29 protein-coding genes are annotated in these 19,752 nt (G+C 60.3%); 4 read left to right on the top strand and 25 right to left on the bottom strand.

Annotation, left to right across the window (positions count from 1 at the left end):
* The first annotated feature begins 9 nt into the window (after positions 1-9).
* The gene (locus HAV21_RS00955) at positions 10-900 is read left to right on the top strand and encodes a type II secretion system F family protein (RefSeq protein WP_166839937.1); all 891 of its coding nucleotides are present in this window, start codon (positions 10-12) and stop codon (positions 898-900) included.
* Positions 901-1,040: 140 nt separating this feature from the next.
* On the opposite strand, the gene truA is transcribed toward HAV21_RS00955, so the two are convergent.
* The 8 genes from truA to HAV21_RS00915 all read right to left on the bottom strand — a co-directional run bounded on the left by truA (position 1,041) and on the right by HAV21_RS00915 (position 6,361).
* Entirely contained in the window at positions 1,041-1,931 is an 891-nt protein-coding gene (gene truA, locus HAV21_RS00950; RefSeq protein WP_243753076.1) for a tRNA pseudouridine(38-40) synthase TruA, read from the bottom strand.
* A 32-nt stretch (positions 1,932-1,963) separates the two neighbouring features.
* The gene (rplQ, locus tag HAV21_RS00945; protein ID WP_142938383.1) at positions 1,964-2,524 is read right to left on the bottom strand and encodes a 50S ribosomal protein L17; all 561 of its coding nucleotides are present in this window, start codon (positions 2,522-2,524) and stop codon (positions 1,964-1,966) included.
* 66 nt (positions 2,525-2,590) lie between these two features.
* Positions 2,591-3,601 (bottom strand): DNA-directed RNA polymerase subunit alpha, encoded by a 1,011-nt coding sequence (locus HAV21_RS00940; RefSeq protein WP_011775567.1) that lies wholly within the window; start codon positions 3,599-3,601, stop codon positions 2,591-2,593.
* Positions 3,602-3,750: 149 nt separating this feature from the next.
* Complete coding sequence (rpsK, locus tag HAV21_RS00935; RefSeq protein ID WP_014922380.1) at positions 3,751-4,152, bottom strand: 30S ribosomal protein S11; 402 nt, start codon at positions 4,150-4,152, stop codon at positions 3,751-3,753.
* Between the two features lie 51 nt (positions 4,153-4,203).
* Complete coding sequence (gene rpsM, locus HAV21_RS00930; protein WP_011775569.1) at positions 4,204-4,581, bottom strand: 30S ribosomal protein S13; 378 nt, start codon at positions 4,579-4,581, stop codon at positions 4,204-4,206.
* Between the two features lie 196 nt (positions 4,582-4,777).
* Positions 4,778-4,891 carry a 50S ribosomal protein L36 gene (gene rpmJ / locus HAV21_RS00925; protein ID WP_011775570.1) on the bottom strand — a complete coding sequence of 38 codons (114 nt, stop codon included), beginning with the start codon at positions 4,889-4,891 and terminating at the stop codon, positions 4,778-4,780.
* Between the two features lie 72 nt (positions 4,892-4,963).
* Positions 4,964-5,185, bottom strand: a complete 222-nt coding sequence (infA, locus tag HAV21_RS00920; RefSeq protein WP_011775571.1) for a translation initiation factor IF-1 — start codon at positions 5,183-5,185, stop codon at positions 4,964-4,966.
* Positions 5,186-5,380: 195 nt separating this feature from the next.
* Positions 5,381-6,361, bottom strand: a complete 981-nt coding sequence (locus tag HAV21_RS00915; RefSeq protein ID WP_208095729.1) for a P1 family peptidase — start codon at positions 6,359-6,361, stop codon at positions 5,381-5,383.
* Positions 6,362-6,603: 242 nt separating this feature from the next.
* Here HAV21_RS00915 and HAV21_RS00910 point away from each other — a divergent pair, with 242 nt between their 5' ends.
* From HAV21_RS00910 to HAV21_RS00900, 3 genes are read left to right on the top strand one after another with little or no spacing between them, the layout of a single operon-like run.
* Positions 6,604-7,590, top strand: a complete 987-nt coding sequence (locus HAV21_RS00910; RefSeq protein WP_208095726.1) for a sugar ABC transporter permease — start codon at positions 6,604-6,606, stop codon at positions 7,588-7,590.
* Positions 7,587-8,507 (top strand): carbohydrate ABC transporter permease, encoded by a 921-nt coding sequence (locus HAV21_RS00905; RefSeq protein WP_142938381.1) that lies wholly within the window; start codon positions 7,587-7,589, stop codon positions 8,505-8,507. The genes HAV21_RS00910 and HAV21_RS00905 overlap by 4 nt, the downstream gene beginning before the upstream one ends.
* Before the next feature lie 52 nt (positions 8,508-8,559).
* Positions 8,560-9,906, top strand: coding sequence for an ABC transporter substrate-binding protein (locus HAV21_RS00900; protein WP_166839933.1), 1,347 nt, complete (start codon positions 8,560-8,562; stop codon positions 9,904-9,906).
* A 62-nt stretch (positions 9,907-9,968) separates the two neighbouring features.
* On the opposite strand, the gene map is transcribed toward HAV21_RS00900, so the two are convergent.
* From map to rplV, 17 genes are all read right to left on the bottom strand, one after another.
* Positions 9,969-10,796 carry a type I methionyl aminopeptidase gene (gene map, locus HAV21_RS00895; protein WP_166839931.1) on the bottom strand — a complete coding sequence of 276 codons (828 nt, stop codon included), beginning with the start codon at positions 10,794-10,796 and terminating at the stop codon, positions 9,969-9,971.
* Positions 10,797-10,979: 183 nt separating this feature from the next.
* A complete protein-coding gene (locus HAV21_RS00890; RefSeq protein WP_187697147.1) occupies positions 10,980-11,549 on the bottom strand; it encodes an adenylate kinase in 570 nt (189 codons plus the stop codon).
* Between the two features lie 5 nt (positions 11,550-11,554).
* A complete protein-coding gene (secY, locus tag HAV21_RS00885) occupies positions 11,555-12,865 on the bottom strand; it encodes a preprotein translocase subunit SecY (protein ID WP_142938377.1) in 1,311 nt (436 codons plus the stop codon).
* A gap of 185 nt (positions 12,866-13,050) precedes the next feature.
* Complete coding sequence (rplO, locus tag HAV21_RS00880; RefSeq protein ID WP_142938376.1) at positions 13,051-13,533, bottom strand: 50S ribosomal protein L15; 483 nt, start codon at positions 13,531-13,533, stop codon at positions 13,051-13,053.
* Positions 13,533-13,739 carry a 50S ribosomal protein L30 gene (rpmD, locus tag HAV21_RS00875; protein ID WP_011775580.1) on the bottom strand — a complete coding sequence of 69 codons (207 nt, stop codon included), beginning with the start codon at positions 13,737-13,739 and terminating at the stop codon, positions 13,533-13,535. The genes rplO and rpmD overlap by 1 nt, the downstream gene beginning before the upstream one ends.
* Before the next feature lie 2 nt (positions 13,740-13,741).
* Positions 13,742-14,413, bottom strand: a complete 672-nt coding sequence (rpsE, locus tag HAV21_RS00870; protein ID WP_011775581.1) for a 30S ribosomal protein S5 — start codon at positions 14,411-14,413, stop codon at positions 13,742-13,744.
* A 29-nt stretch (positions 14,414-14,442) separates the two neighbouring features.
* Positions 14,443-14,826, bottom strand: coding sequence for a 50S ribosomal protein L18 (gene rplR / locus HAV21_RS00865; RefSeq protein WP_024817584.1), 384 nt, complete (start codon positions 14,824-14,826; stop codon positions 14,443-14,445).
* A gap of 3 nt (positions 14,827-14,829) precedes the next feature.
* On the bottom strand, positions 14,830-15,366 hold the full coding sequence (gene rplF, locus HAV21_RS00860) for a 50S ribosomal protein L6 (protein ID WP_062073167.1): 537 nt from the start codon (positions 15,364-15,366) through the stop codon (positions 14,830-14,832).
* 18 nt (positions 15,367-15,384) lie between these two features.
* Complete coding sequence (rpsH, locus tag HAV21_RS00855) at positions 15,385-15,783, bottom strand: 30S ribosomal protein S8 (RefSeq protein ID WP_142938374.1); 399 nt, start codon at positions 15,781-15,783, stop codon at positions 15,385-15,387.
* Between the two features lie 78 nt (positions 15,784-15,861).
* Positions 15,862-16,437: a 50S ribosomal protein L5 gene (gene rplE, locus HAV21_RS00850; protein ID WP_142938373.1), complete on the bottom strand. Its 576-nt coding sequence runs from the start codon at positions 16,435-16,437 to the stop codon at positions 15,862-15,864.
* On the bottom strand, positions 16,437-16,796 hold the full coding sequence (gene rplX / locus HAV21_RS00845; protein ID WP_142938372.1) for a 50S ribosomal protein L24: 360 nt from the start codon (positions 16,794-16,796) through the stop codon (positions 16,437-16,439). The genes rplE and rplX overlap by 1 nt, the downstream gene beginning before the upstream one ends.
* 3 nt (positions 16,797-16,799) lie before the next feature.
* Complete coding sequence (gene rplN / locus HAV21_RS00840) at positions 16,800-17,168, bottom strand: 50S ribosomal protein L14 (RefSeq protein ID WP_003803789.1); 369 nt, start codon at positions 17,166-17,168, stop codon at positions 16,800-16,802.
* Positions 17,169-17,520: 352 nt separating this feature from the next.
* The gene (gene rpsQ / locus HAV21_RS00835) at positions 17,521-17,817 is read right to left on the bottom strand and encodes a 30S ribosomal protein S17 (RefSeq protein ID WP_142938371.1); all 297 of its coding nucleotides are present in this window, start codon (positions 17,815-17,817) and stop codon (positions 17,521-17,523) included.
* Positions 17,814-18,134, bottom strand: a complete 321-nt coding sequence (gene rpmC, locus HAV21_RS22420; protein WP_014922387.1) for a 50S ribosomal protein L29 — start codon at positions 18,132-18,134, stop codon at positions 17,814-17,816. Before rpmC ends, rpsQ begins: the two co-directional genes overlap by 4 nt.
* A 2-nt stretch (positions 18,135-18,136) precedes the next feature.
* Positions 18,137-18,553 (bottom strand): 50S ribosomal protein L16, encoded by a 417-nt coding sequence (gene rplP, locus HAV21_RS00825; protein WP_003803795.1) that lies wholly within the window; start codon positions 18,551-18,553, stop codon positions 18,137-18,139.
* Entirely contained in the window at positions 18,554-19,375 is an 822-nt protein-coding gene (gene rpsC / locus HAV21_RS00820) for a 30S ribosomal protein S3 (protein WP_011775589.1), read from the bottom strand.
* Entirely contained in the window at positions 19,376-19,741 is a 366-nt protein-coding gene (gene rplV, locus HAV21_RS00815; protein ID WP_011775590.1) for a 50S ribosomal protein L22, read from the bottom strand.
* Positions 19,742-19,752: the final 11 nt, after the last annotated feature.

The following is a 19,752-nucleotide window of genomic DNA, read 5'->3' as shown; positions in this document are numbered from 1 at the left end:
GGAGTGATCATGAACGTTATTGCATGGGCGTCCGTCGCCCTGATCGTCATCCCCATCGCTTTCATGGCGTGGGCCTTCATTTCAGTTGATCGTGCCGGCCTGGCGACTGTTCGAGCCAACTTGAGCCGAAGCGCCGGGATGGCAACGGAGCTGGGAGCACAGTCATCATCATTCAACCTCCAACGCCTCGGAGCAAGGCTCACCCCCAAGGGCTACACCATCTGGTTGGACAAGCTGCTGGCCAAATTGGGCCGACCAGCGGGAATGCCCCTTGGGCGCCTTCTCATCCTCAAGCCGGCGTTGGCCCTGGCAGCAGGGCTCGTGGGCCTGTTGTTCTTTCTACGGGCGCCATCCGGCCCGGGCTTCGTGCTTTATCTGGCAGCGGTCTCGTTGGTGTATTTCATTCCGGACCTGCTCATCCACGGCCGGGCAGCCGAGCGGCAGAAGGCCATCCAGACGGAGCTTCCCAACACCCTGGACCAGATGCTGATCTCCGTGGAAGCCGGTCTTGGTTTTGAAGGTGCCATGGCAAGGGCCGGACAAAACGGTTCGGGACCGCTCGCTATGGAAATGCTCCGTACGCTGCAGGACATGCAGGCAGGAAGAAGCCGCAAGGAGGCCTACATTGCCCTGGCCGAACGTGTTGACGTTCACGACCTGCGGGCATTCGTTGGGGCCATAGTCCAGGCAGACACCTACGGGATCGCGATCGCCAACGTCCTTCGTACACAAGCCAAGCAAATGCGTATCAAGCGTCGGCAGAGGGCAGAAGAGCAGGCCATGAAGCTGCCGGTAAAGGTTCTCTTCCCCCTGATGTTTTGCATCCTACCGGTGCTCTTCATCGTCATCATGGGTCCGGCCGTCATCAACGTAATGACTAACCTTGCCGGAACGTTCTAGGGCTCTGGTGTTCTTGCCCTAAAGACCGGCACTTCGCGGATCCCAGACCACGGAGTGCCACAACGGCCCCCTTCCGGTACCCAGAGCCGGGAGGGGGTCCCCCAACGCCCGGATGAGTTCCGTAGTCACGGACAGAAGAGCTACTCGCGCCGTGCCCGCGTCAGCTCGGCCCGCGCCAGCAACTCACTATCGGACGGGTAGGCGACTTCCTCCAGCACCAGGGGATGTGGAGCAGCGAGCACAGATTTGGCGTCGCGTTGACGTTCCAGAAGACGCGAGTGCAGCCAACCCGGAGTTTCCAAGCCTTCCCCCAAGCGGAGCGCAGAACCTACCAAGGACCGCACCATGTTGTGACAGAACGCGTCGGCCTGGACGGTGGCAACTATGACACCGTCGCTTCCACGGTCGAACGAGAATTGCTGCAGCTCACGAATGGTGGTGGCTCCCTCGCGGGGTTTGCAGTAAGAGCGGAAGTCCTGAAGGCCCAGCAGAGAATGCGCACCGTGATTCATGAGCTCAACATCCAAAGGCGTTTTATGCCACAAAGTGATTCCCCGCAGCACAGGGTCCCAGCGACCCGGACCATCGGCAATCCGGTAGCTGTACCTGCGCCACAACGCTGAGAAGCGGGCGTCGAAACCTTCCGGCGCCAGACCGGCGTCGTGCACTTCAATGGACCCCGTCAGATCGCCGAGAATGCGGCTCAAAGCGCCGCGGAGTCGACGCAAAAGCGCGACGGCGGGATCGAGTTCGTGCCCACGCGGCAGTGACAGCCACTCGGCTTCCGTCAGGTCCAGGTGAACAACTTGACCCCGGGCATGGACGCCGGCGTCGGTCCTGCCAGCAACCGTCACGCGAATCGGGCGTTGCAGGATGAGCGCCAAAGCTTCTTCAAGGGATCCTTGAACGGTGTGAAGACCGGGCTGCACGGCCCACCCGTTGAAAGGGCCGCCGTCGTAGGAAAGATCAAGCCGGACACGCAAAAACCCGCCGCCCCCCATAACGGGGGCAGCGGGTTTTCGTTCGTTCATAGACTTAAGTCTACTGTGAAGAATTCAGTGAATTACTTCTTGTCCTCAGCGGCCGGAGCCTCTTCGGTTTCAGCAGCTTCGGTCTCAGCAGCTTCTGCCTCAGCGGCCGGAGCCTCTTCGGTTTCAGCAGCTTCGGTCTCTACAACCTCTTCTTCAGCAGCCGGAGCTTCGGCGGCCGGAGCAGCCTTGGCAGCAGCGTTGGTTGCTTCAGCAACTACAGCTTGCTTGGGTGAAACCGGCTCGAGAACGAGCTCGATGACAGCCATGGGAGCGTTGTCGCCCTTGCGGTTGCCGATCTTGGTGATGCGGGTGTAGCCACCATCGCGGTTAGCAACGGCGCCGGCGATGTCGGTGAACAGCTCGTGGACAACGCCCTTGTCGCTGATCAGGCCGAGAACGCGGCGGCGGGAAGCGAGGTCGCCACGCTTGGCGAAGGTGACCAGACGCTCTGCGTACGGCTTAAGACGCTTGGCCTTGGTGACCGTGGTGGTGATGCGCTTGTGCTCAAAGAGAGCAGCTGCCAGGTTCGCGAGCATCAGGCGCTCGTGAGCCGGGCCGCCTCCGAGGCGCGGACCCTTAGTGGGGGTAGGCATAGTTATTTCTCCTGTTATGTAAGCCGTTCAGGTCCATCGCTGGACCCGGCGGCCAAGATCTGCTGTTTAGAGCTCGTCGTCGCTGAACGCGGCGTCGTCCTCTTCGATGGCTGCGGCGCGGGCTGCGAGATCGAAACCGGGAGGGGAGTCCTTGAGGGACAGACCCAGTTCCACGAGCTTTGCCTTGACCTCGTCAATGGACTTCGCACCGAAGTTACGAATGTCCATCAGGTCAGCCTCGGAGCGGGCAACGAGTTCACCCACGGTGTGGATGCCCTCACGCTTGAGGCAGTTGTAGGAACGGACGGTGAGGTCCAGATCCTCGATCGGCAGAGCCATGTCCGCTGCCAGGGCAGCGTCCGTCGGCGACGGGCCAATCTCGATACCTTCAGCTGCGGTGTTCAGCTCACGAGCCAGACCGAACAGTTCCACCAAGGTGGTGCCTGCGGAAGCAACAGCATCGCGAGGGGCGATAGCCTGCTTGGTCTCGACGTCGACAATGAGCTTGTCGAAGTCGGTGCGCTGCTCAACACGGGTAGCTTCCACGCGGAAAGTTACCTTCATGACCGGCGAGTAGATCGAGTCAACCGGAATACGGCCGATCTCGGAGTCGCCGGACTTGTTCTGAGCTGCCGAAACGTAGCCACGGCCGCGCTCGATGGTCAGTTCGAGTTCGAACTTGCCCTTCGAGTTCAGAGTGGCAATGTGCAGATCCGGGTTGTGGAATTCGACGCCGGCCGGCGGAGCGATGTCCGCGGCGGTGACGACTCCGGGGCCCTGCTTGCGCAGGTAAGCAACAACCGGCTCATCGTGCTCGGAGGAAACCGAAAGGTTCTTGATGTTCAGGATGATCTCGGTGACATCTTCCTTGACACCCGGAACCGTGGTGAACTCGTGCAGCACGCCATCGATCCGGATGCTGGTTACAGCGGCACCGGGGATGGAGGAGAGCAGGGTACGGCGGAGGGAGTTTCCGAGGGTGTAGCCGAAGCCCGGCTCCAGCGGTTCAATGATGAAACGGGAGCGGTTCTCGGATACAACTTCTTCAGACAGGGTGGGGCGCTGTGCAATGAGCACTTAGGTTTCCTTTCGGCGAGCATCCGCTATATGACGCAACACAGGTGGTGGAAATCGGCTTCGGTTTCCAGCCTGACCAGCCGGGCCATGCTGATGGATGATCGAAACCATCCATAGCAGGCCCGGCCGGTCAGGCGGGGAAGACCTAATTAGACGCGGCGGCGCTTCGGCGGGCGGCAACCGTTGTGGGCGCTGGGGGTGACGTCCTGGATGGAGCCAACCTCGAGGCCAGCGGCCTGAAGCGAACGGATTGCGGTTTCGCGTCCGGATCCCGGGCCCTTGACGAATACGTCAACCTTGCGCAGACCGTGCTCCTGAGCGCGCTTTGCAGCAGCTTCAGCAGCCATCTGGGCAGCGAACGGGGTGGACTTACGGGAGCCCTTGAAGCCAACCTCACCGGCGGAAGCCCATGAGATTACAGCACCGTTCGGGTCCGTGATGGACACGATGGTGTTGTTAAAGGTGCTCTTGATGTGCGCCTGGCCAAGCGCAATATTCTTCTTATCCTTGCGACGCGGCTTACGAACCGCTCCACGAGTCTTCGGGGGCATTGTTTCTCCTACAGAAAGTTATCGGGGGAAAACCGGATCAATCCCGAGGGATTAACGTCCGGCCTTCTTCTTGCCGGCGACGGTGCGCTTGGGGCCCTTGCGGGTACGAGCGTTGGTCTTCGTACGCTGTCCGCGTACGGGCAGGCCCTTGCGGTGGCGCAGGCCTTCGTAGCTGCCGATCTCTACCTTGCGGCGGATGTCAGCGGCTACCTCGCGGCGAAGGTCACCCTCAACCTTGTAGTTGCCTTCAATGTAGTCACGCAGCTGGACCAGCTCGGCGTCAGTCAGGTCCTTGACGCGAACGTCAGCGCTGATGCCGGTGGCAGCCAGGGTTTCGTGTGCACGGGTCTTGCCCACGCCGTAGATGTAAGTAAGCGCAATTTCCAACCGCTTTTCGCGGGGAATGTCTACGCCAGCGAGACGAGCCATAGTGGCAGTACTCCTTGAATAAACCGGAGGTCGTAGGCAGTACACCCACACGTTCAGTGTGGCCCCAGCCTCCGACCGGGGGTTCGCTGACCAGGCTCTGTAATGCAGTCCTGGCACAGCTTGTGCTGCCTTTATTTACTTGCGTGGGCTAGCAGCCCAGGTTTGTCCTTGCGGACGCAGATTCCCGTGAGGGGAATTAGCCCTGGCGCTGCTTGTGGCGCGGGTTCTCGCAGATCACCATGACCCGGCCGTTACGGCGGATCACTTTGCACTTGTCGCAGATCTGCTTGACGCTCGGCTTGACCTTCATGGCGTTCCTTTGCGTGTTTTGCAGTTGATCTGCTGGAGCGGCTTAGGCACTATTGCCTTGCCGCCCAGCAATTTACTTGTAGCGGTAGACGATACGACCACGTGTGAGGTCGTATGGGCTCAGCTCCACCACTACCCGGTCCTCGGGGAGGATTCGAATGTAGTGCTGTCGCATCTTCCCAGAGATGTGTGCGAGAACGACGTGCTTATTGGTGAGCTCAACACGAAACATCGCATTGGGCAGCGCCTCAGTCACAACGCCCTCGATCTCAATGACCCCGTCCTTCTTGGCCATATCCTCCGCTAACTGTTGTTTGCCGCCGTCCTTCAGTTAGGCACCGAAGATCCAGCGGACGTTTTTTGTTTGCTTGGCTCTCTTGGAACCACGACACTAAAAAGGGCGTGGCTGCACAGACAACCAACAAATAACTCTACGCCAATGAAGCCGGAAAGTTAAATCCGTCAATGGTAGCGCACCTGTCTCCAGTCGTCACTCCCCCGCTGGCCGATAGGCCGGGAAGTCGCCCGCCGCCGTCGAGACGGCTTGCGCTGCAAGGACACCATCCAGAATGGCTAGTCGAACGGCTTCCGCCGCCGCACTTTGGAGTGTTATCAAGGACGCCTGCCGCGCCTGTTCAGTACTGCGGTCAAGCACGACGGCGCCGGTCGCCACAGCGAACACGGTATCGCCGTCCGCGAGGGTATGGGACGGATCCAAAGCACGCGCAAGCCCGGCATGCCCGGAAGAAGCAGTCCGCTTGCACTCGGCAACATCCAAGACAGCATTTGTGGCGATCACCACGAGCGTGGTGTTGAGTCCCTGCTGTTCCGCTTGCGGGTCTGCGACCCTCTGCGCACTCGGTCGTTCCTCCCTTAGACGCGCGCTGCCGGGTCCCAGACCCACCGGCGATCCCAGGGCGTTGACTATTGCGATGGCCCCCACTACCACGCCGTCGTCGAGTTCGATCGAGGACGTCCCCACGCCGCCTTTGTACTGGCCGCGGGCAATAGCGGCGCCAGTCCCGGCACCAACGTTTCCGCGCTCGACGGCGGCATGGTCGCCTGAGGCGAAGGCTGCGGCGGCTGCCTGGTAGCCCATGTCGGCATCAGGTCGTGCCTTCACGTCGCCGCCCCTACCAAGGTCGAAGATGGCGGCCGCCGGCACAATGGGCACCACGGTCCCGGGAACAGCGAAACCCCGCCCCTGTTCTTCACACCACAACTGAGCACCCGTCGCCGAGACCAACCCGAACGCACTGCCCCCGGTCAACACCACAGCGTCCACAGTGGAAACCAACGTGGTGGGATCCAGCGCATCGGTCTCATGAGTCCCGGGCCCACCACCGCGCACGTCCACAGACCCCACGGTCCCCGGCGGAGGAAGCACCACAGTAACCCCGGACAACCACCCCTCCCCCACCCTCTGCACATGCCCAACCCGTATGCCGGCAACATCGGTGATCGAATTCATGGCTCCATTCTCCACTGGTGAGCCAACTGGCGGCCCAAGGCGCGGCAACAAGTGGGAGCCGGGCCTCAAATACGAACAGGCGAGTAACGCTGAGTAAACGGGTTAGGAAGTGTAAGCCAACTATCGCTGCGGCTCCCCATTTTGGTCCGAACGGAGTCTGTGGGTGTGGTGAGCTAGGCCTGTCTTCGCCGCCCCGGTCCGGGAGCTGGCGCCCCACATTAGCCCGAAACCGTTAGTGACTCATGACTACCCGACAGATTCACAGCAGCAGTGCTGCGCCTGCAGACAAGCCGGCCGAGCCTCCGGTTCCGCCCCTCACAGCAGCCAAGCCCAGACAGGTTAGGAAGCGCTGGTCCGGCCGAGACCGCCGGGATTTCCTGGTGTTCCTGGCCATGGCCTTGCCGAACTTGGTGTTGATCGGCACGTTCACTTATTGGCCGCTGATCAACAACATCTACTACTCCACGTTGGATTGGACCCTCGGCTCGGCCTCGGCCACGGTGGTGGGCTTACAGAACTACGTCACGTTCTTCACCGGTGAGGACGCGTCAAAGGTCCTTGGGACTACAGCGATTTTCACGCTGGTGACGGTTGGCGGTTCCATGATCCTGGGCTTGTTGGTTGCCCTTGCTTTGAACTCCAAGGTCCGCGGCACCACGTTCGCCCGTTCTGCCGTGTTCGCGCCTTATGTGCTGTCCGGTGTGGGTGTTGGCCTGGTGTGGCTGTTCATTTTCGATCCCGGCTACGGCGTACTTGCTTGGCTCCTCCGGGGCCTGGGACAGCAGAGCCCACAGTGGATCAACGATCCCCAGCTGTCCTTGGTGATGGTGATCATTGTGTACGTCTGGAAGAACCTGGGCTACTGCGCCGTGGTCTACTTGGCCGGCCTGAAGTCCCTTCCACGCGACGTCATGGAAGCTGCGGCACTGGATGGAGCCAATGGCGCACGCAGGTTCCTCAATATTTCCTTGCCGCTGCTGTCCCCCACCACGTTCTTCCTGTTGATTACCACCATGCTCAGCTCGTTGCAGGCGTTCGACCTCATCCGCATCATGACGCCGCTGGGCAATGGCACCAGCACACTGATCTACGAGGCATACCTGCAGGCGTTCGGGGCCTACAACAGGGCAGGCTATTCGGCCGCGATATCGGTGATTCTTTTCGCCATCCTGCTGATCATTACTGTTCTTCAACTGCGGTTCGTTGAGCGAAAGGTCCACTATTCATGAGCGCGCCTTCACCCGCCGTCGTCGTTGATTCCTTACAGGAGAGCATGCAGGAGAAGGCGCCGCATGAGCCGCCGCGACCATTCTCCAAAGCCAACCTCATCCGGACCATGGCAACCGGATACGTGCCCTTGATCATCGCCACGCTGGTGGTGTTCCTGCCGCTGATGTGGATGTTGCTGAGCTCGTTCAAGCAACCGGGCGAGATCGTTACCACGGACCTCAGAATCCTTCCGGAGTCTGTGAACCTGGAGAACTACGCCACGGCGATGACTACGGTTCCGTTCGCGCAGTTCTTCGCCAACAGCCTCATCGTCACCGTGGTTGGCGCGTCCATCAAGGTCATCCTGGCCATTCTGACGGCTTACGCGCTGGTGTTCGTTCGTTTCCCGTTCAAGAACGTAATCTTCGTGCTGATTCTGGTGGCACTCATGGTGCCCGCGCAGGTGTCCATCCTGCCCAATTACATCCTCATAGCGGGCATGGGCGGCAAGAACACCCTGTGGGGCATCATCCTTCCGGGCCTGGGGACGGCGTTTGGCACGTTCCTGCTGCGCCAACACTTCCTGACGTTACCGCCGTCGATTCTCGAAGCAGCTGAAATCGACGGTGCGGGCCATTGGCGGCGGTTGTGGCAGATCATCGTCCCGGTGTCGGTTCCATCTATTGCGACGGTGGCTTTGGTGACCGTGGTCAGTGAATGGAACGACTACATCTGGCCCCTCATCATCACGGACCGTCCCGAAACCATGACATTGCCAGTGGGGCTGACGTTGCTGCAGAACTCGGAGGGCAACGGCGCCGGATGGGGAATTCTCATGGCGGGAGCCGTTTTGGTGATCGTTCCCATCTTGCTGGTATTCGCAGCGCTCCAGCGATACATCGTTGCCGGGCTGACCCAAGGCAGTGTCACCGGCTGATTTTCTCCAACCGCACCATTCGCATCGAAGTAAATTATTGAGAGGAAGCACCATGCGCACCAACCTTGACCGCCGACATTTCCTGGGCCTAGCAGGCCTCGGCGCCGGAGCTGCGGCCCTTGCCGCATGCGGCGGACCGTCGACGGCGGGCACGGCAGACGCCGTCGACACCGCAACGATCGATTTCAGTGGCATAAAGCCCGCCGCCTCCATCGATTTCTGGACCAACCACCCCGGCAAGTCGCAGGACGTGGAAAAGGCGATCATTGAAAAGTTCCACGCCAAGTACCCGGACATCAAGGTGAACCTGGTGACAGCGGGCGCCAACTACGAAGAAATAGCCCAGAAGTTCCAGACGTCCCAGGCAGCCAAGACGGGCCTTCCCGGGTTGGTGGTCCTCTCGGATGTGTGGTGGTTCCGCTACTTCTCCAACGGCAGCATCATTCCCATCGATGGCTTGGTGAAGCAGCTGGACATCAAGATGGACGACTTCCAAAAGTCGCTGGTGGACGACTACAAATACGACGACAAGCAGTGGGCGCTCCCCTACGGCCGCTCCACGCCCTTGTTCTACTACAACAAGGACCACTTCAAGGCAGCGGGGCTTCCGGATCGGGCCCCGGCCACGTGGCAGGAGTTTGCCGAGTGGGCGCCCAAGCTCAAGGCCACATCAGGTGCGCAGTACGCCTACATCTACCCGGCCCTGGCTGGCTACGCGGGCTGGACGTTGCAGAACAACCTGTGGGGCTGGGGCGGAAGCTGGTCAAAGGACTGGGACGTCACCTGCGATTCTCCCCAGTCCGTGGCTGCACTGCAGTGGGCGCAGGACACCATCTACAAGGACGGTTGGGCCGGGGTCTCGTCCAAGGAAGCAGCCGATGACTTCGCCGCAGGTATCACCTCGTCCACCATTTCCTCTACCGGCTCACTGCTCGGCGTCCTGAAAGCAGCCAAGTTCAACGTGGGCGTCGGATTCCTTCCCGGCGGCCCGGAGGCACCCAGCGGCGTATGCCCCACCGGCGGCGCTGGGCTGGGCATCCCGAGCGGCATCAGCAAGGAAGAGCAGCTTGCCGCCGCGACGTTCCTGAAGTTCATGACCGAGCCGGAGAACACTGCGGCGTTCTCGGCCGCCACCGGTTACATGCCTACCAGGCTCTCAGCTGACATGTCCGCGGTCCTGGCAGCAACACCGCAAATCAAGACCGCCATGGACCAGCTTGCAGCCACCAAGGTCCAGGACAATGCCCGCGTGTTCCTGCCGGGAGCGGACCAGGAGATGGCCAAGGCTGCGGCCAAGATCCTGACGCAGCAGGGCGATGTCCAGGCAACCATGACCGAGCTGAAGAAGACACTCGAGGGTATCTACACTAAGGACGTGAAGCCCAAGCTGAAGGCGTAACTGCTTTTCATCACTGCGAAAAGAGCTGGGCTACTGACGTAGCCCAGCTCTTTTTTGCGGTGTTACGGGATGGGGACGGGCACCACGCCGAGTGGCGCCAACTGCTCGGCTCCCCCATCCGGGGCCGAAAGAACCCAGATGCCTTTTTCATGCACAGCCACGGAATGCTCCCACTGGCAGGAACGCTTGCCGTCCGTGGTGACCACGGTCCAGTCGTCGTCGAGGGTCGCGGTCTCGATGTCACCACGAACCAGCATGGGTTCGATGGCCAGGCACAGGCCGGGCCGGATCTTGGGGCCGCGGTGGCCGGTCCGATAATTCAAAACGTCCGGGGCCATGTGCATTTCCGAGCCGATGCCGTGGCCCACATAGTCCTCCAGGATGCCCAAGGGCTTGCCCGGGACGGACGATACGTAATCATCAATTGCGTTTCCGATGTCCCCGACAAACTTGCCTGTGGCCAAGGCTGCGATACCGCGCCACATAGCTGCCTCGGTGACATCAGAGAGTCTCTGGTCTTCAGGATCTGCGTTACCGACGATCACCGTCCTGGCGGAGTCGGAATGCCAACCGTCAACTATGCATCCGCCGTCAATGGAGATGATGTCGCCGTCGTTGAGCACCTTGCCGCCAGGGATTCCATGGACCACTTCTTCATTGACAGAGGTGCAAATGGTGGCCGGAAAGCCGTGATACCCGAGGAAGTTCGACTTTGCGCCGGCATCGTTGAGGACCGCGGCGAAGACGTCGTCCAGGTCCTTGGTGATGACCCCAGGCTTGGCCGCCGCAACGGCAGCATCCAGTGCCCGGCTCAGGACGAGACCGGCCTGGTGCATGGTGCGCATCTGCTCGTTGGTTTTGTATTCAATGCGGGGCTGACCGAACGCCATGATCTCCTCTGGAAGGTTTGCTGTAGAGGCCGATCAGGCCCCATGCTTCAACCATTTTCCCGTACCGGGGTTCGTGGCCGAAATTGGAATGCAGGGTGAAAAGAAAGGAGGGTGTGTCCCGCACGCACTGTACGGGACACACCCTCACTCCACCACCGTTTTACCGGCTTCGTGGAGAACACACTAAACGGTCTTGGCCGCCTCGATCGCTGTCAGCACGCGGTCGGTAACTTCATCGATACCACCGATGCCATCTACCTGCGTGAGGATGCCACGCTCGGCGTACTTAGCCACAACTGCCTCGGTCTGCTCATGGTAGAGATCCAGGCGGTGACGGATTACGGCTTCGTTGTCGTCCGAGCGGCCCGTTTCCTTGGCACGGCCAAGAAGACGGGTCACCAGTTCTTCGTCGTCAGCGGTCAGCTGGAGCACGACGTCGAGCTCCTGCTCACCCTCAGCGAGGATCTGGTCTAGGTAGTCCACCTGCGCTGTGGTGCGCGGGTATCCGTCCAGCAGGAAACCGTTCTCCACATCGCTTTGGCTCAGGCGATCGCGAACCATGTCGTTCGTGACGCTGTCCGGAACAAAGTCGCCGGCGTCCATGTACTTCTTGGCTTCGATGCCCAAAGGGGTCTCGCCCTTGACGTTGGCACGGAAGATGTCGCCGGTGGAGATGGCGACTACGCCGAGGCGCTCCGAAATTCGCTCAGCCTGCGTACCCTTACCCGAACCGGGAGGTCCAATGATCAGCATTCTCGTCATCGCAAAAGCCCTTCGTAGTGACGTTGTTGTAGCTGCGCATCAATCTGCTTGACGGTCTCCAGGCCAACACCCACCATGATCAGAATTGACGTGCCACCGAACGGGAAGTTCTGGTTGGCGTTGATCAGGACGAGCGCAACCAGCGGAATCAACGCCACGAAGCCCAGGTAAAGGGCTCCAGGCAAGGTGATCCTGGAAAGCACGTACTGCAGGTAATCCGCGGTCGGTTTACCCGCCCGGATGCCCGGAATAAACCCGCCGTACTTCTTCATGTTGTCCGACACTTCTTCAGGGTTGAAGGTGATGGCAACGTAGAAGTAGGTGAAGAACACAATCATGGCGAAATACAGTGCCATGTAGATGGGGTGGTCGCCACGGGTGAGGTTGTTATTGATCCACTCAACCCACGGGGCCATCTGCTCCCCCGGCGCGGGCTGGTTGAACTGCGAAATCAGCCCGGGCAGGTACAGCATGGAGGAAGCGAAGATGACAGGCACGACGCCGGCCATGTTCACTTTGATGGGAATGTAGGTGCTGGTGCCGCCCACGGTGCGGCGTCCGATCATGCGCTTGGCGTATTGAACGGGAACGCGGCGCTGGGACTGCTCCACGAAGACCACCAGGGCCACCGTGAGCAGGCCTACAGCCAGCACGGTGAAGAACGTTCCCGGGCCCTTGGATTCCCAGATGGAGCCCAGCGAGCCGGGGAAGCTTGCAGCGATAGAGGTGAAGATCAGCAACGACATACCGTTACCCACACCCTTTTCGGTGACCAACTCGCCCATCCACATGATGAGGCCGGTGCCGGCCGTCAACGTGATGATGATCAGGATGGTGGTCATGATGCTCTCATCAGGAATGATGGGCAGGTTACACCCTGGGAGCAACTGGCCGGATCGAGCCAGCGACACCAACGTAGTGGCGTTCAGCAGGCCCAATGCGATGGTGAGGTACCGGGTGTACTGCGTCAACTTTGACTGACCGGAGGCGCCCTCTTCGTAAAGCTGCTGGAACCGGGGAATGACCACCCGGAGCAACTGCACGATGATGCTCGCCGTGATGTAGGGCATGATGCCCAAGGCAAACACTGAAACCTGCAGCAACGCGCCGCCGCTGAACAAGTTCACCAGCTGGTAGATGCCCTGCGAGGTGTCACCGGTGTTCAAGCATTGCTGGACATTCTGGTAGTTCACACCAGGCGAGGGGATGAAAGCTCCCAAGCGGAAGATTGTGATGATTCCCAGCGTGAACAACAACTTGCGTCGCAAATCAGGCGTCCGAAACGCCCGGCCGAATGCGCTTAGCAAGCGTCCTCCTGAGTAGAAAGTACAAGGATGTGGATGGGATCAATGAAACCCAACAACCGAGTCTAACCGCTTGGGACGCCGTCGGAATAATCGAGAGTCCACAACCACGCAAAAAATCCCGGTATACAGGGCCGAAGCCCCGCATACCGGGATCCTTTTACAACGGGCATTTGCCCAACTGGCTCTTAGAGAGCAGTGGTGCTTCCGCCTGCTGCAGCAATCTTTTCCGCAGCGCTAGAAGAGAATGCGTGGGCGGTGACGTCAACCTTGACGGTGATGTCGCCGGTGCCCAGCACCTTGACGGGCTGGTTCTTGCGAACGGCACCCTTCTCAACCAGGGACTCTACGGTGACAGTGCCACCTTCCGGGAACAGCTCGTTGAGCTTCTCCAGGTTCACAACCTGGAACTCAACCCGGAACGGGTTCTTGAAGCCGCGCAGCTTCGGCAGGCGCATGTGCAGCGGCAACTGGCCGCCGGCAAAGCCAGCCTTCACCTGGTAGCGGGCCTTCGTACCCTTGGTTCCGCGACCAGCGGTCTTACCCTTGGAGCCTTCACCACGACCAACACGGGTCTTGGCGGTCTTGGCACCCGGGGCGGGGCGCAGGTGGTGGACCTTCAGAGCGTGCTGCTTCTCAGCAGTCTCCTCGGCGGTCTTGTTCTCTGCCATTACTTCGCCTCCTCTACATTCACGAGGTGCGGAACCGTGTTCAGCATGCCCACGGTCACGGCGTCAGCGTTGCGGACAACGGTGTGTCCGATGCGCTTCAGGCCGAGGGACCGAAGGGTAGCCTTCTGGTTCTGCTTGGCGCCAATGACGCCCTTGATCTGGGTGATCTCCAACTTGGCGTCGGAGGGAGTCAGGTTCTTAGCCATGACTAAACACCTGCCTTCTGGTTCTGGAGCGCGCGCACCAGAGCAGCAGGAGCAACCTCGTCCAGCGGCAGGCCACGGCGGGCAGCCACGGAAGCGGGCTCTTCGAGCTGCTTCAGAGCGGCAACAGTCGCGTGAACGATGTTGATCGCGTTTGAGGAACCGAGCGACTTGGAGAGGATGTCGTGGATACCCACGCACTCCAGTACCGCGCGGACCGGACCACCGGCGATAACACCGGTACCGGCGGAAGCCGGACGCAGCAGGACTACACCTGCAGCGGCCTCACCCTGCACACGGTGCGGGATGGTGCTGCCAACGCGGGGAACGCGGAAGAAGGACTTCTTAGCCTCTTCAACGCCCTTTGCGATAGCCGCGGGAACTTCCTTGGCCTTGCCGTAGCCGACGCCGACCATACCGTTGCCGTCACCGACGACGACGAGCGCGGTGAAGCTGAAGCGACGACCACCCTTGACGACCTTGGCAACGCGGTTGATGGTGACAACGCGCTCTACGAACTGGCTCTTCTCAGCCTCACGACCGCCGTCGCGGCCACCACGGCCACCACGGTCGCCGCGGCCTTGGCCACGGTCGCCGCGCTCGCCACGACGTCCGCCGCGGCGGTCGTCGGTAGCGGGTGCGGTCTCAGTTGCTTCAGCAGCTACAGCTTCAGTCACCTGAACGTCCTTTTCGTTATTTTCAACGGTCACAGTGCCAGCCCACCTTCGCGAGCACCGTCAGCGACGGCGGCGATACGGCCGTGGTACTTGTTACCGCCACGGTCGAAGACAACAGCTTCGACGCCTGCAGCCTTGGCACGCTCGGCAACGAGCTCGCCAACGCGCTTGGCCTTGGCAGTCTTGTCACCGTCGAATGCACGGAGGTCCGCCTCCAAAGTGGAAGCGAAAGCCACGGTTACACCCTTGCTGTCATCGACAACCTGGACGAACATGTGACGTGCAGAGCGGTTAACAACCATACGAGGACGTACGGCCGTACCTGTGATGCGCTTGCGGATACGAAGCTGGCGACGGCTGCGTGCAGCCGACTTGCTCTTGTTCGTACGCTTCTTGTTAATTGCGATGGCCATGGTTTACTTACCAGCCTTTCCGACCTTGCGGCGGATGACTTCGCCGGCGTAACGGACACCCTTGCCCTTGTAGGGGTCAGGCTTGCGCAGCTTGCGAATGTTGGCAGCAACCTCGCCGACCTGCTGCTTGTTGATACCCGCAACAGAGAGCTTGGTCGGACCCTCTACTACGAAGGTGATGCCTTCGGGCGCAGAGACGCTAACCGGGTGGCTGTAGCCCAGAGCGAACTCCAGGTCAGAACCCTTGGCCTGAACGCGGTAACCAGTACCAACGATTTCAAGCTTCTTCTCGTAGCCCTCGGTAACGCCCTGGATCATGTTTGCGATCAGGGTGCGGGTCAAGCCGTGCAGCGAACGCGAGTTGCGCTCGTCGTTCGGGCGGGTGACCGTGAGAGTGTTTTCTTCCTGGGTAACCTCGATCGGGCTGGCCACAGTGTGGCTCAGCTCGCCTTTGGCACCTTTGACGCTGATGACGGAGCCATCGAGCTTGACCTCAACTCCGGCAGGAACGGTGATGGGGAGACGTCCAATACGTGACATTATTCTCTTCCTTTCCCGTTACCAGACGTACGCGAGGACTTCGCCGCCCACGCCCTTCTTGCCGGCCTGCTTGTCAGTCAGGAGGCCGGAAGAGGTGGACAGGATAGCGATACCCAGGCCACCCAGCACGTGCGGCAGGTTGGTGGACTTCGCGTAAACGCGGAGACCCGGCTTGGAGATGCGGCGGACACCAGCGATTGAACGCTCGCGGTTGGGACCGAACTTGAGGTCGATGGTCAGCTTCTTGCCAACCTCTGCTTCCTCTTCCTTCCAGCCGGCAATGTAGCCCTCGGCCTTAAGGATGTCGGCAACGCGTGCCTTCAGTTTGCTGTACGGCATGGACACGGTGTCGTGGTATGCCGAGTTTGCATTGCGCAGACGCGTAAGCATGTCTGCGACAGGATCTGTCATAGTCATTTGGGCTATAGCCCTTCCTCGTACCGGTTTCCGCTGCGCTTGCCCTCATGAGCAAACGCGGACGGACCTGTCACGTAGTTAGTTTTCGGTTTTGAACGGGAAACCAAGCGCCTTGAGCAGCGCGCGGCCTTCGTCGTCGGTCTTGGCAGTGGTCACAACCGTGATGTCCATGCCGCGAACGCGGTCAATGGAATCCTGGTCGATTTCGTGGAACATAACCTGCTCGGTCAGACCGAAGGTGTAGTTGCCGTTGCCATCAAACTGCTTGCCGTTGAGGCCGCGGAAGTCACGGATACGCGGCAGGGCCAGCGAAACCAGACGGTCCACGAATTCCCACATGCGGTCGCCACGCAGGGTAGCGTGTGCACCAATGGGCATGCCTTCGCGCAGCTTGAACTGTGCGATCGACTTACGGGCCTTGGTTACCTGCGGCTTCTGGCCGGTGATCAGGGTGAGGTCGCGGACAGCGCCGTCGATCAGCTTGGAGTCCTTGGCGGCATCTCCAACACCCATGTTCACAACAACCTTCACCAGACGGGGAACCTGGTTCACGTTCGCGTAGTTGAATTCGTCCTGCAGGGACTTCTTGATGTCCTCTGCATACTTGGTCTTCAGACGCGGAACGATCTTGTTTGCAGACAGTGTCTCGCTCATTAGATGTCCTTCCCGGAGGCCTTGGACACGCGGATACGGACAGTCTTTGAACGACCATCCTTCTCAACGGTGTCGAGACGGAAACCAACACGGGTCGGCTTCTTGGTCGACGGGTCAACCAAAGCAACGTTGGAAACGTGGATCGGGGCCTCAACGACCTCGATGCCACCGGTCTTGGTGCCGCGCTGCGACTGACCGACCTTGGTGTGCTTGGTGACGCGGTTGATGCCCTCTACCAACACGCGGTTGGTGTCCGGGAATACGCGCAGGACTTTGCCCTGCTTGCCGCGGTCTCCGCCACGTTCCTGCTTGGCGCCGGTGATGACCTGAACGAGGTCACCCTTCTTGATTTTAGCCATGGACTAAAGCACCTCCGGGGCCAGCGAAACGATCTTCATGAACTTCTTGTCGCGAAGTTCACGACCAACCGGGCCGAAGATACGGGTACCGCGGGGGTCACCGTCGTTCTTCAGGATCACAGCTGCGTTTTCGTCAAACTTGATGTAGGAACCATCCGCACGGCGGCGTTCCTTCTTGGTACGAACGATGACAGCCTTGACGACGTCACCCTTCTTTACGTTGCCGCCAGGGATAGCGTCCTTGACGGTTGCGACGATGACGTCGCCAATGCCTGCGTAGCGACGGCCAGATCCACCGAGAACGCGAATGGTAAGGATTTCCTTAGCACCCGTGTTGTCGGCGACCTTCAGTCGCGACTCCTGCTGAATCAATTTTTACTCCTTGCGTCGCGCCGGTTCTCAGACCGAAATCATGCATACGGAATGAGCCTTGCGGAACGGTTGATCGGGGTGTCCCTTGACCCGTCTGGATTTTGCCAGGACGGGCCTAAACGCCCGTGCCACAAGCATCAGCTTCCCTTGCAGAAAACTCTGCGCGGGGCAGTATGCAGCAGCACGATTGTTTACGAGGTAGTTGACGGCCCACTAATGGCGCCATACAAACTCAATATCCTAGCACGTTTATGCACTCGAAACCAACGGGCCTGAAACGCGGAAAGACCCGCATTCCCCAGGGAATACGGGTCCTTCCAGTCAACCCTGCCGGGCAAGCCCGGCGTTGGATTTACTTGGCCTTTTCGAGGATCTCCACCAGACGCCACCGCTTGGTAGCGGACAGCGGGCGGGTCTCAGAGATGAGAACGAGGTCGCCGATGCCGGCGGTGTTCTCTTCGTCATGAGCCTTGACCTTCGAGGTGCGGCGAATAACCTTGCCGTACAGAGCGTGCTTTACGCGGTCTTCAACCTGAACAACGATGGTCTTTTCCATCTTGTCAGAGACAACGTAGCCGCGACGCGTCTTACGGTAACCGCGCTGTTCAGCGCTGGCTGCTGCTTCCGTCACAGTTTCCTTCTCGCTCACTTGGCGTCCTCTCCAGCTTCAACCTCGGCCTTTTCAGCCTTGGCAGCCTTCTTGGACTTCTTTTCTTCCTTGGCTTCCACAACCGGTGCGGCAACCTCGGCACGAATGCCCAGCTCGCGCTCACGGAGAACGGTGTAGATGCGTGCGATGTCCTTCTTTACCGCACGCAGGCGACCGTGGTTCTCCAGCTGTCCGGTGGCGGACTGGAAACGCAGGTTGAACAGCTCTTCCTTGGACTTGCGGAGTTCTTCAACGAGACGCTCGTTGTCGAAACCGTCCAGCTGTGCGGGTGCGAGATCCTTCGACCCTACTGCCATTTCTATTCACCACCTTCGCGACGCACAATGCGTGCCTTCAACGGCAGCTTGTGGATTGCCAGGCGCAGTGCCTCGCGAGCTACCTCTTCATTGACACCGGAGAGTTCGAAGAGAACCCGGCCCGGCTTGACGTTTGCGACCCACCACTCAGGAGAACCCTTACCGGAACCCATGCGGGTTTCAGCAGGCTTCTTCGTCAGCGGACGGTCCGGGTAGATGTTGATCCAGACCTTACCGCCACGCTTGATGTGGCGGGTCATCGCGATACGAGCGGACTCGATCTGACGGTTGGTTACGTATGCCGGGCTGAGAGCCTGGATACCGTACTCACCGAAGCTGACCTTGGTGCCGCCCGTTGCAGCGCCGGAACGACCCGGGTGGTGCTGCTTACGGTGCTTGACTCGACGTGGGATAAGCATTTAAGCCTGTCCTCCTTCTGCTGCAGGTGCAGCAGCTTCAGCGGCCGGTGCTTCAACGGCAGCAGGTGCTGCCTCAGCTGCCGGACGGTCGTTACGACGACGGCGGTCGCCACCCGGGCGGCCCGGACGGTCTCCTGCACGGCCACGGGAAGGAGCAGCAGCTGCCTGCTGAGCCAGTTCCTTGGCAGTGACGTCGCCCTTGTAGATCCAGACCTTCACGCCGATGCGGCCGAAGGTGGTCTTGGCTTCGTAGAAGCCGTAGTCGATGTTCGCACGGAGGGTGTGCAGGGGCACACGGCCTTCGCGGTAGAACTCCGAGCGGGACATTTCTGCGCCGCCCAGACGACCCGAGCAAGCAACACGGATACCCTTGGCACCCGCACGCTGTGCGGACTGCATGGCCTTCTTCATCGCACGGCGGAAAGCCACGCGGGAAGTCAGCTGCTCAGCGATGCCCTGGGCAACAAGCTGTGCTTCCATCTCGGGGTTCTTGACCTCGAGGATGTTCAGCTGAACCTGCTTGCCGGTGAGCTTTTCGAGCTCGCCGCGAATGCGGTCTGCTTCAGCGCCGCGGCGGCCGATAACGATACCCGGGCGTGCCGTGTGGATATCCACGCGGACACGGTCACGGGTGCGCTCGATCTCGACCTTGGCGATGCCGGCGCGCTCCATGCCCGTGGACATGAGCTGACGGATCTTGATGTCCTCGCGGACGAAATCCTTATAGCGCTGTCCGGGCTTGGTGCTGTCAGCGAACCAGTGCGAAACGTGGTCGGTGGTGATGCCGAGTCGGAACCCGTGCGGGTTAACTTTCTGTCCCACTTAGCGAGCCTCCTCTTTCTCCGGGGTTGCGACAACCAGCGTGATGTGGCTGGTCCGCTTCCTAATGCGGTAGGCGCGGCCCTGGGCACGCGGCTGGAACCGCTTCATGGTCGGGCCTTCATCAACAAATGCTTCGGTGATGAAGAGGTCGCTGTCGTCGAATGCAACGCCGTCACGGTCCGCGAGGACACGTGCGTTGGCCATTGCCGACTGAAGTACCTTGAATACCGGCTCCGAAGCTGCCTGGGGGGCAAACTTCAGAATTGCCAGAGCCTCATTCGCTTGCTTACCACGAACAAGGTTGACGACGCGCCGGGCCTTCATAGGCGTTACGCGGATGTGACGCGCAATAGCCTTGGCTTCCATTGCTTTCCTTC

It is taken from the genome of Paenarthrobacter sp. MSM-2-10-13 (genome assembly GCF_011605365.1).
GTDB lineage: Bacteria > Actinomycetota > Actinomycetes > Actinomycetales > Micrococcaceae > Arthrobacter.
The sequence above is the reverse complement of the archived record's forward strand: the minus strand, read 5'-3'. Positions and strand labels throughout refer to the sequence as shown.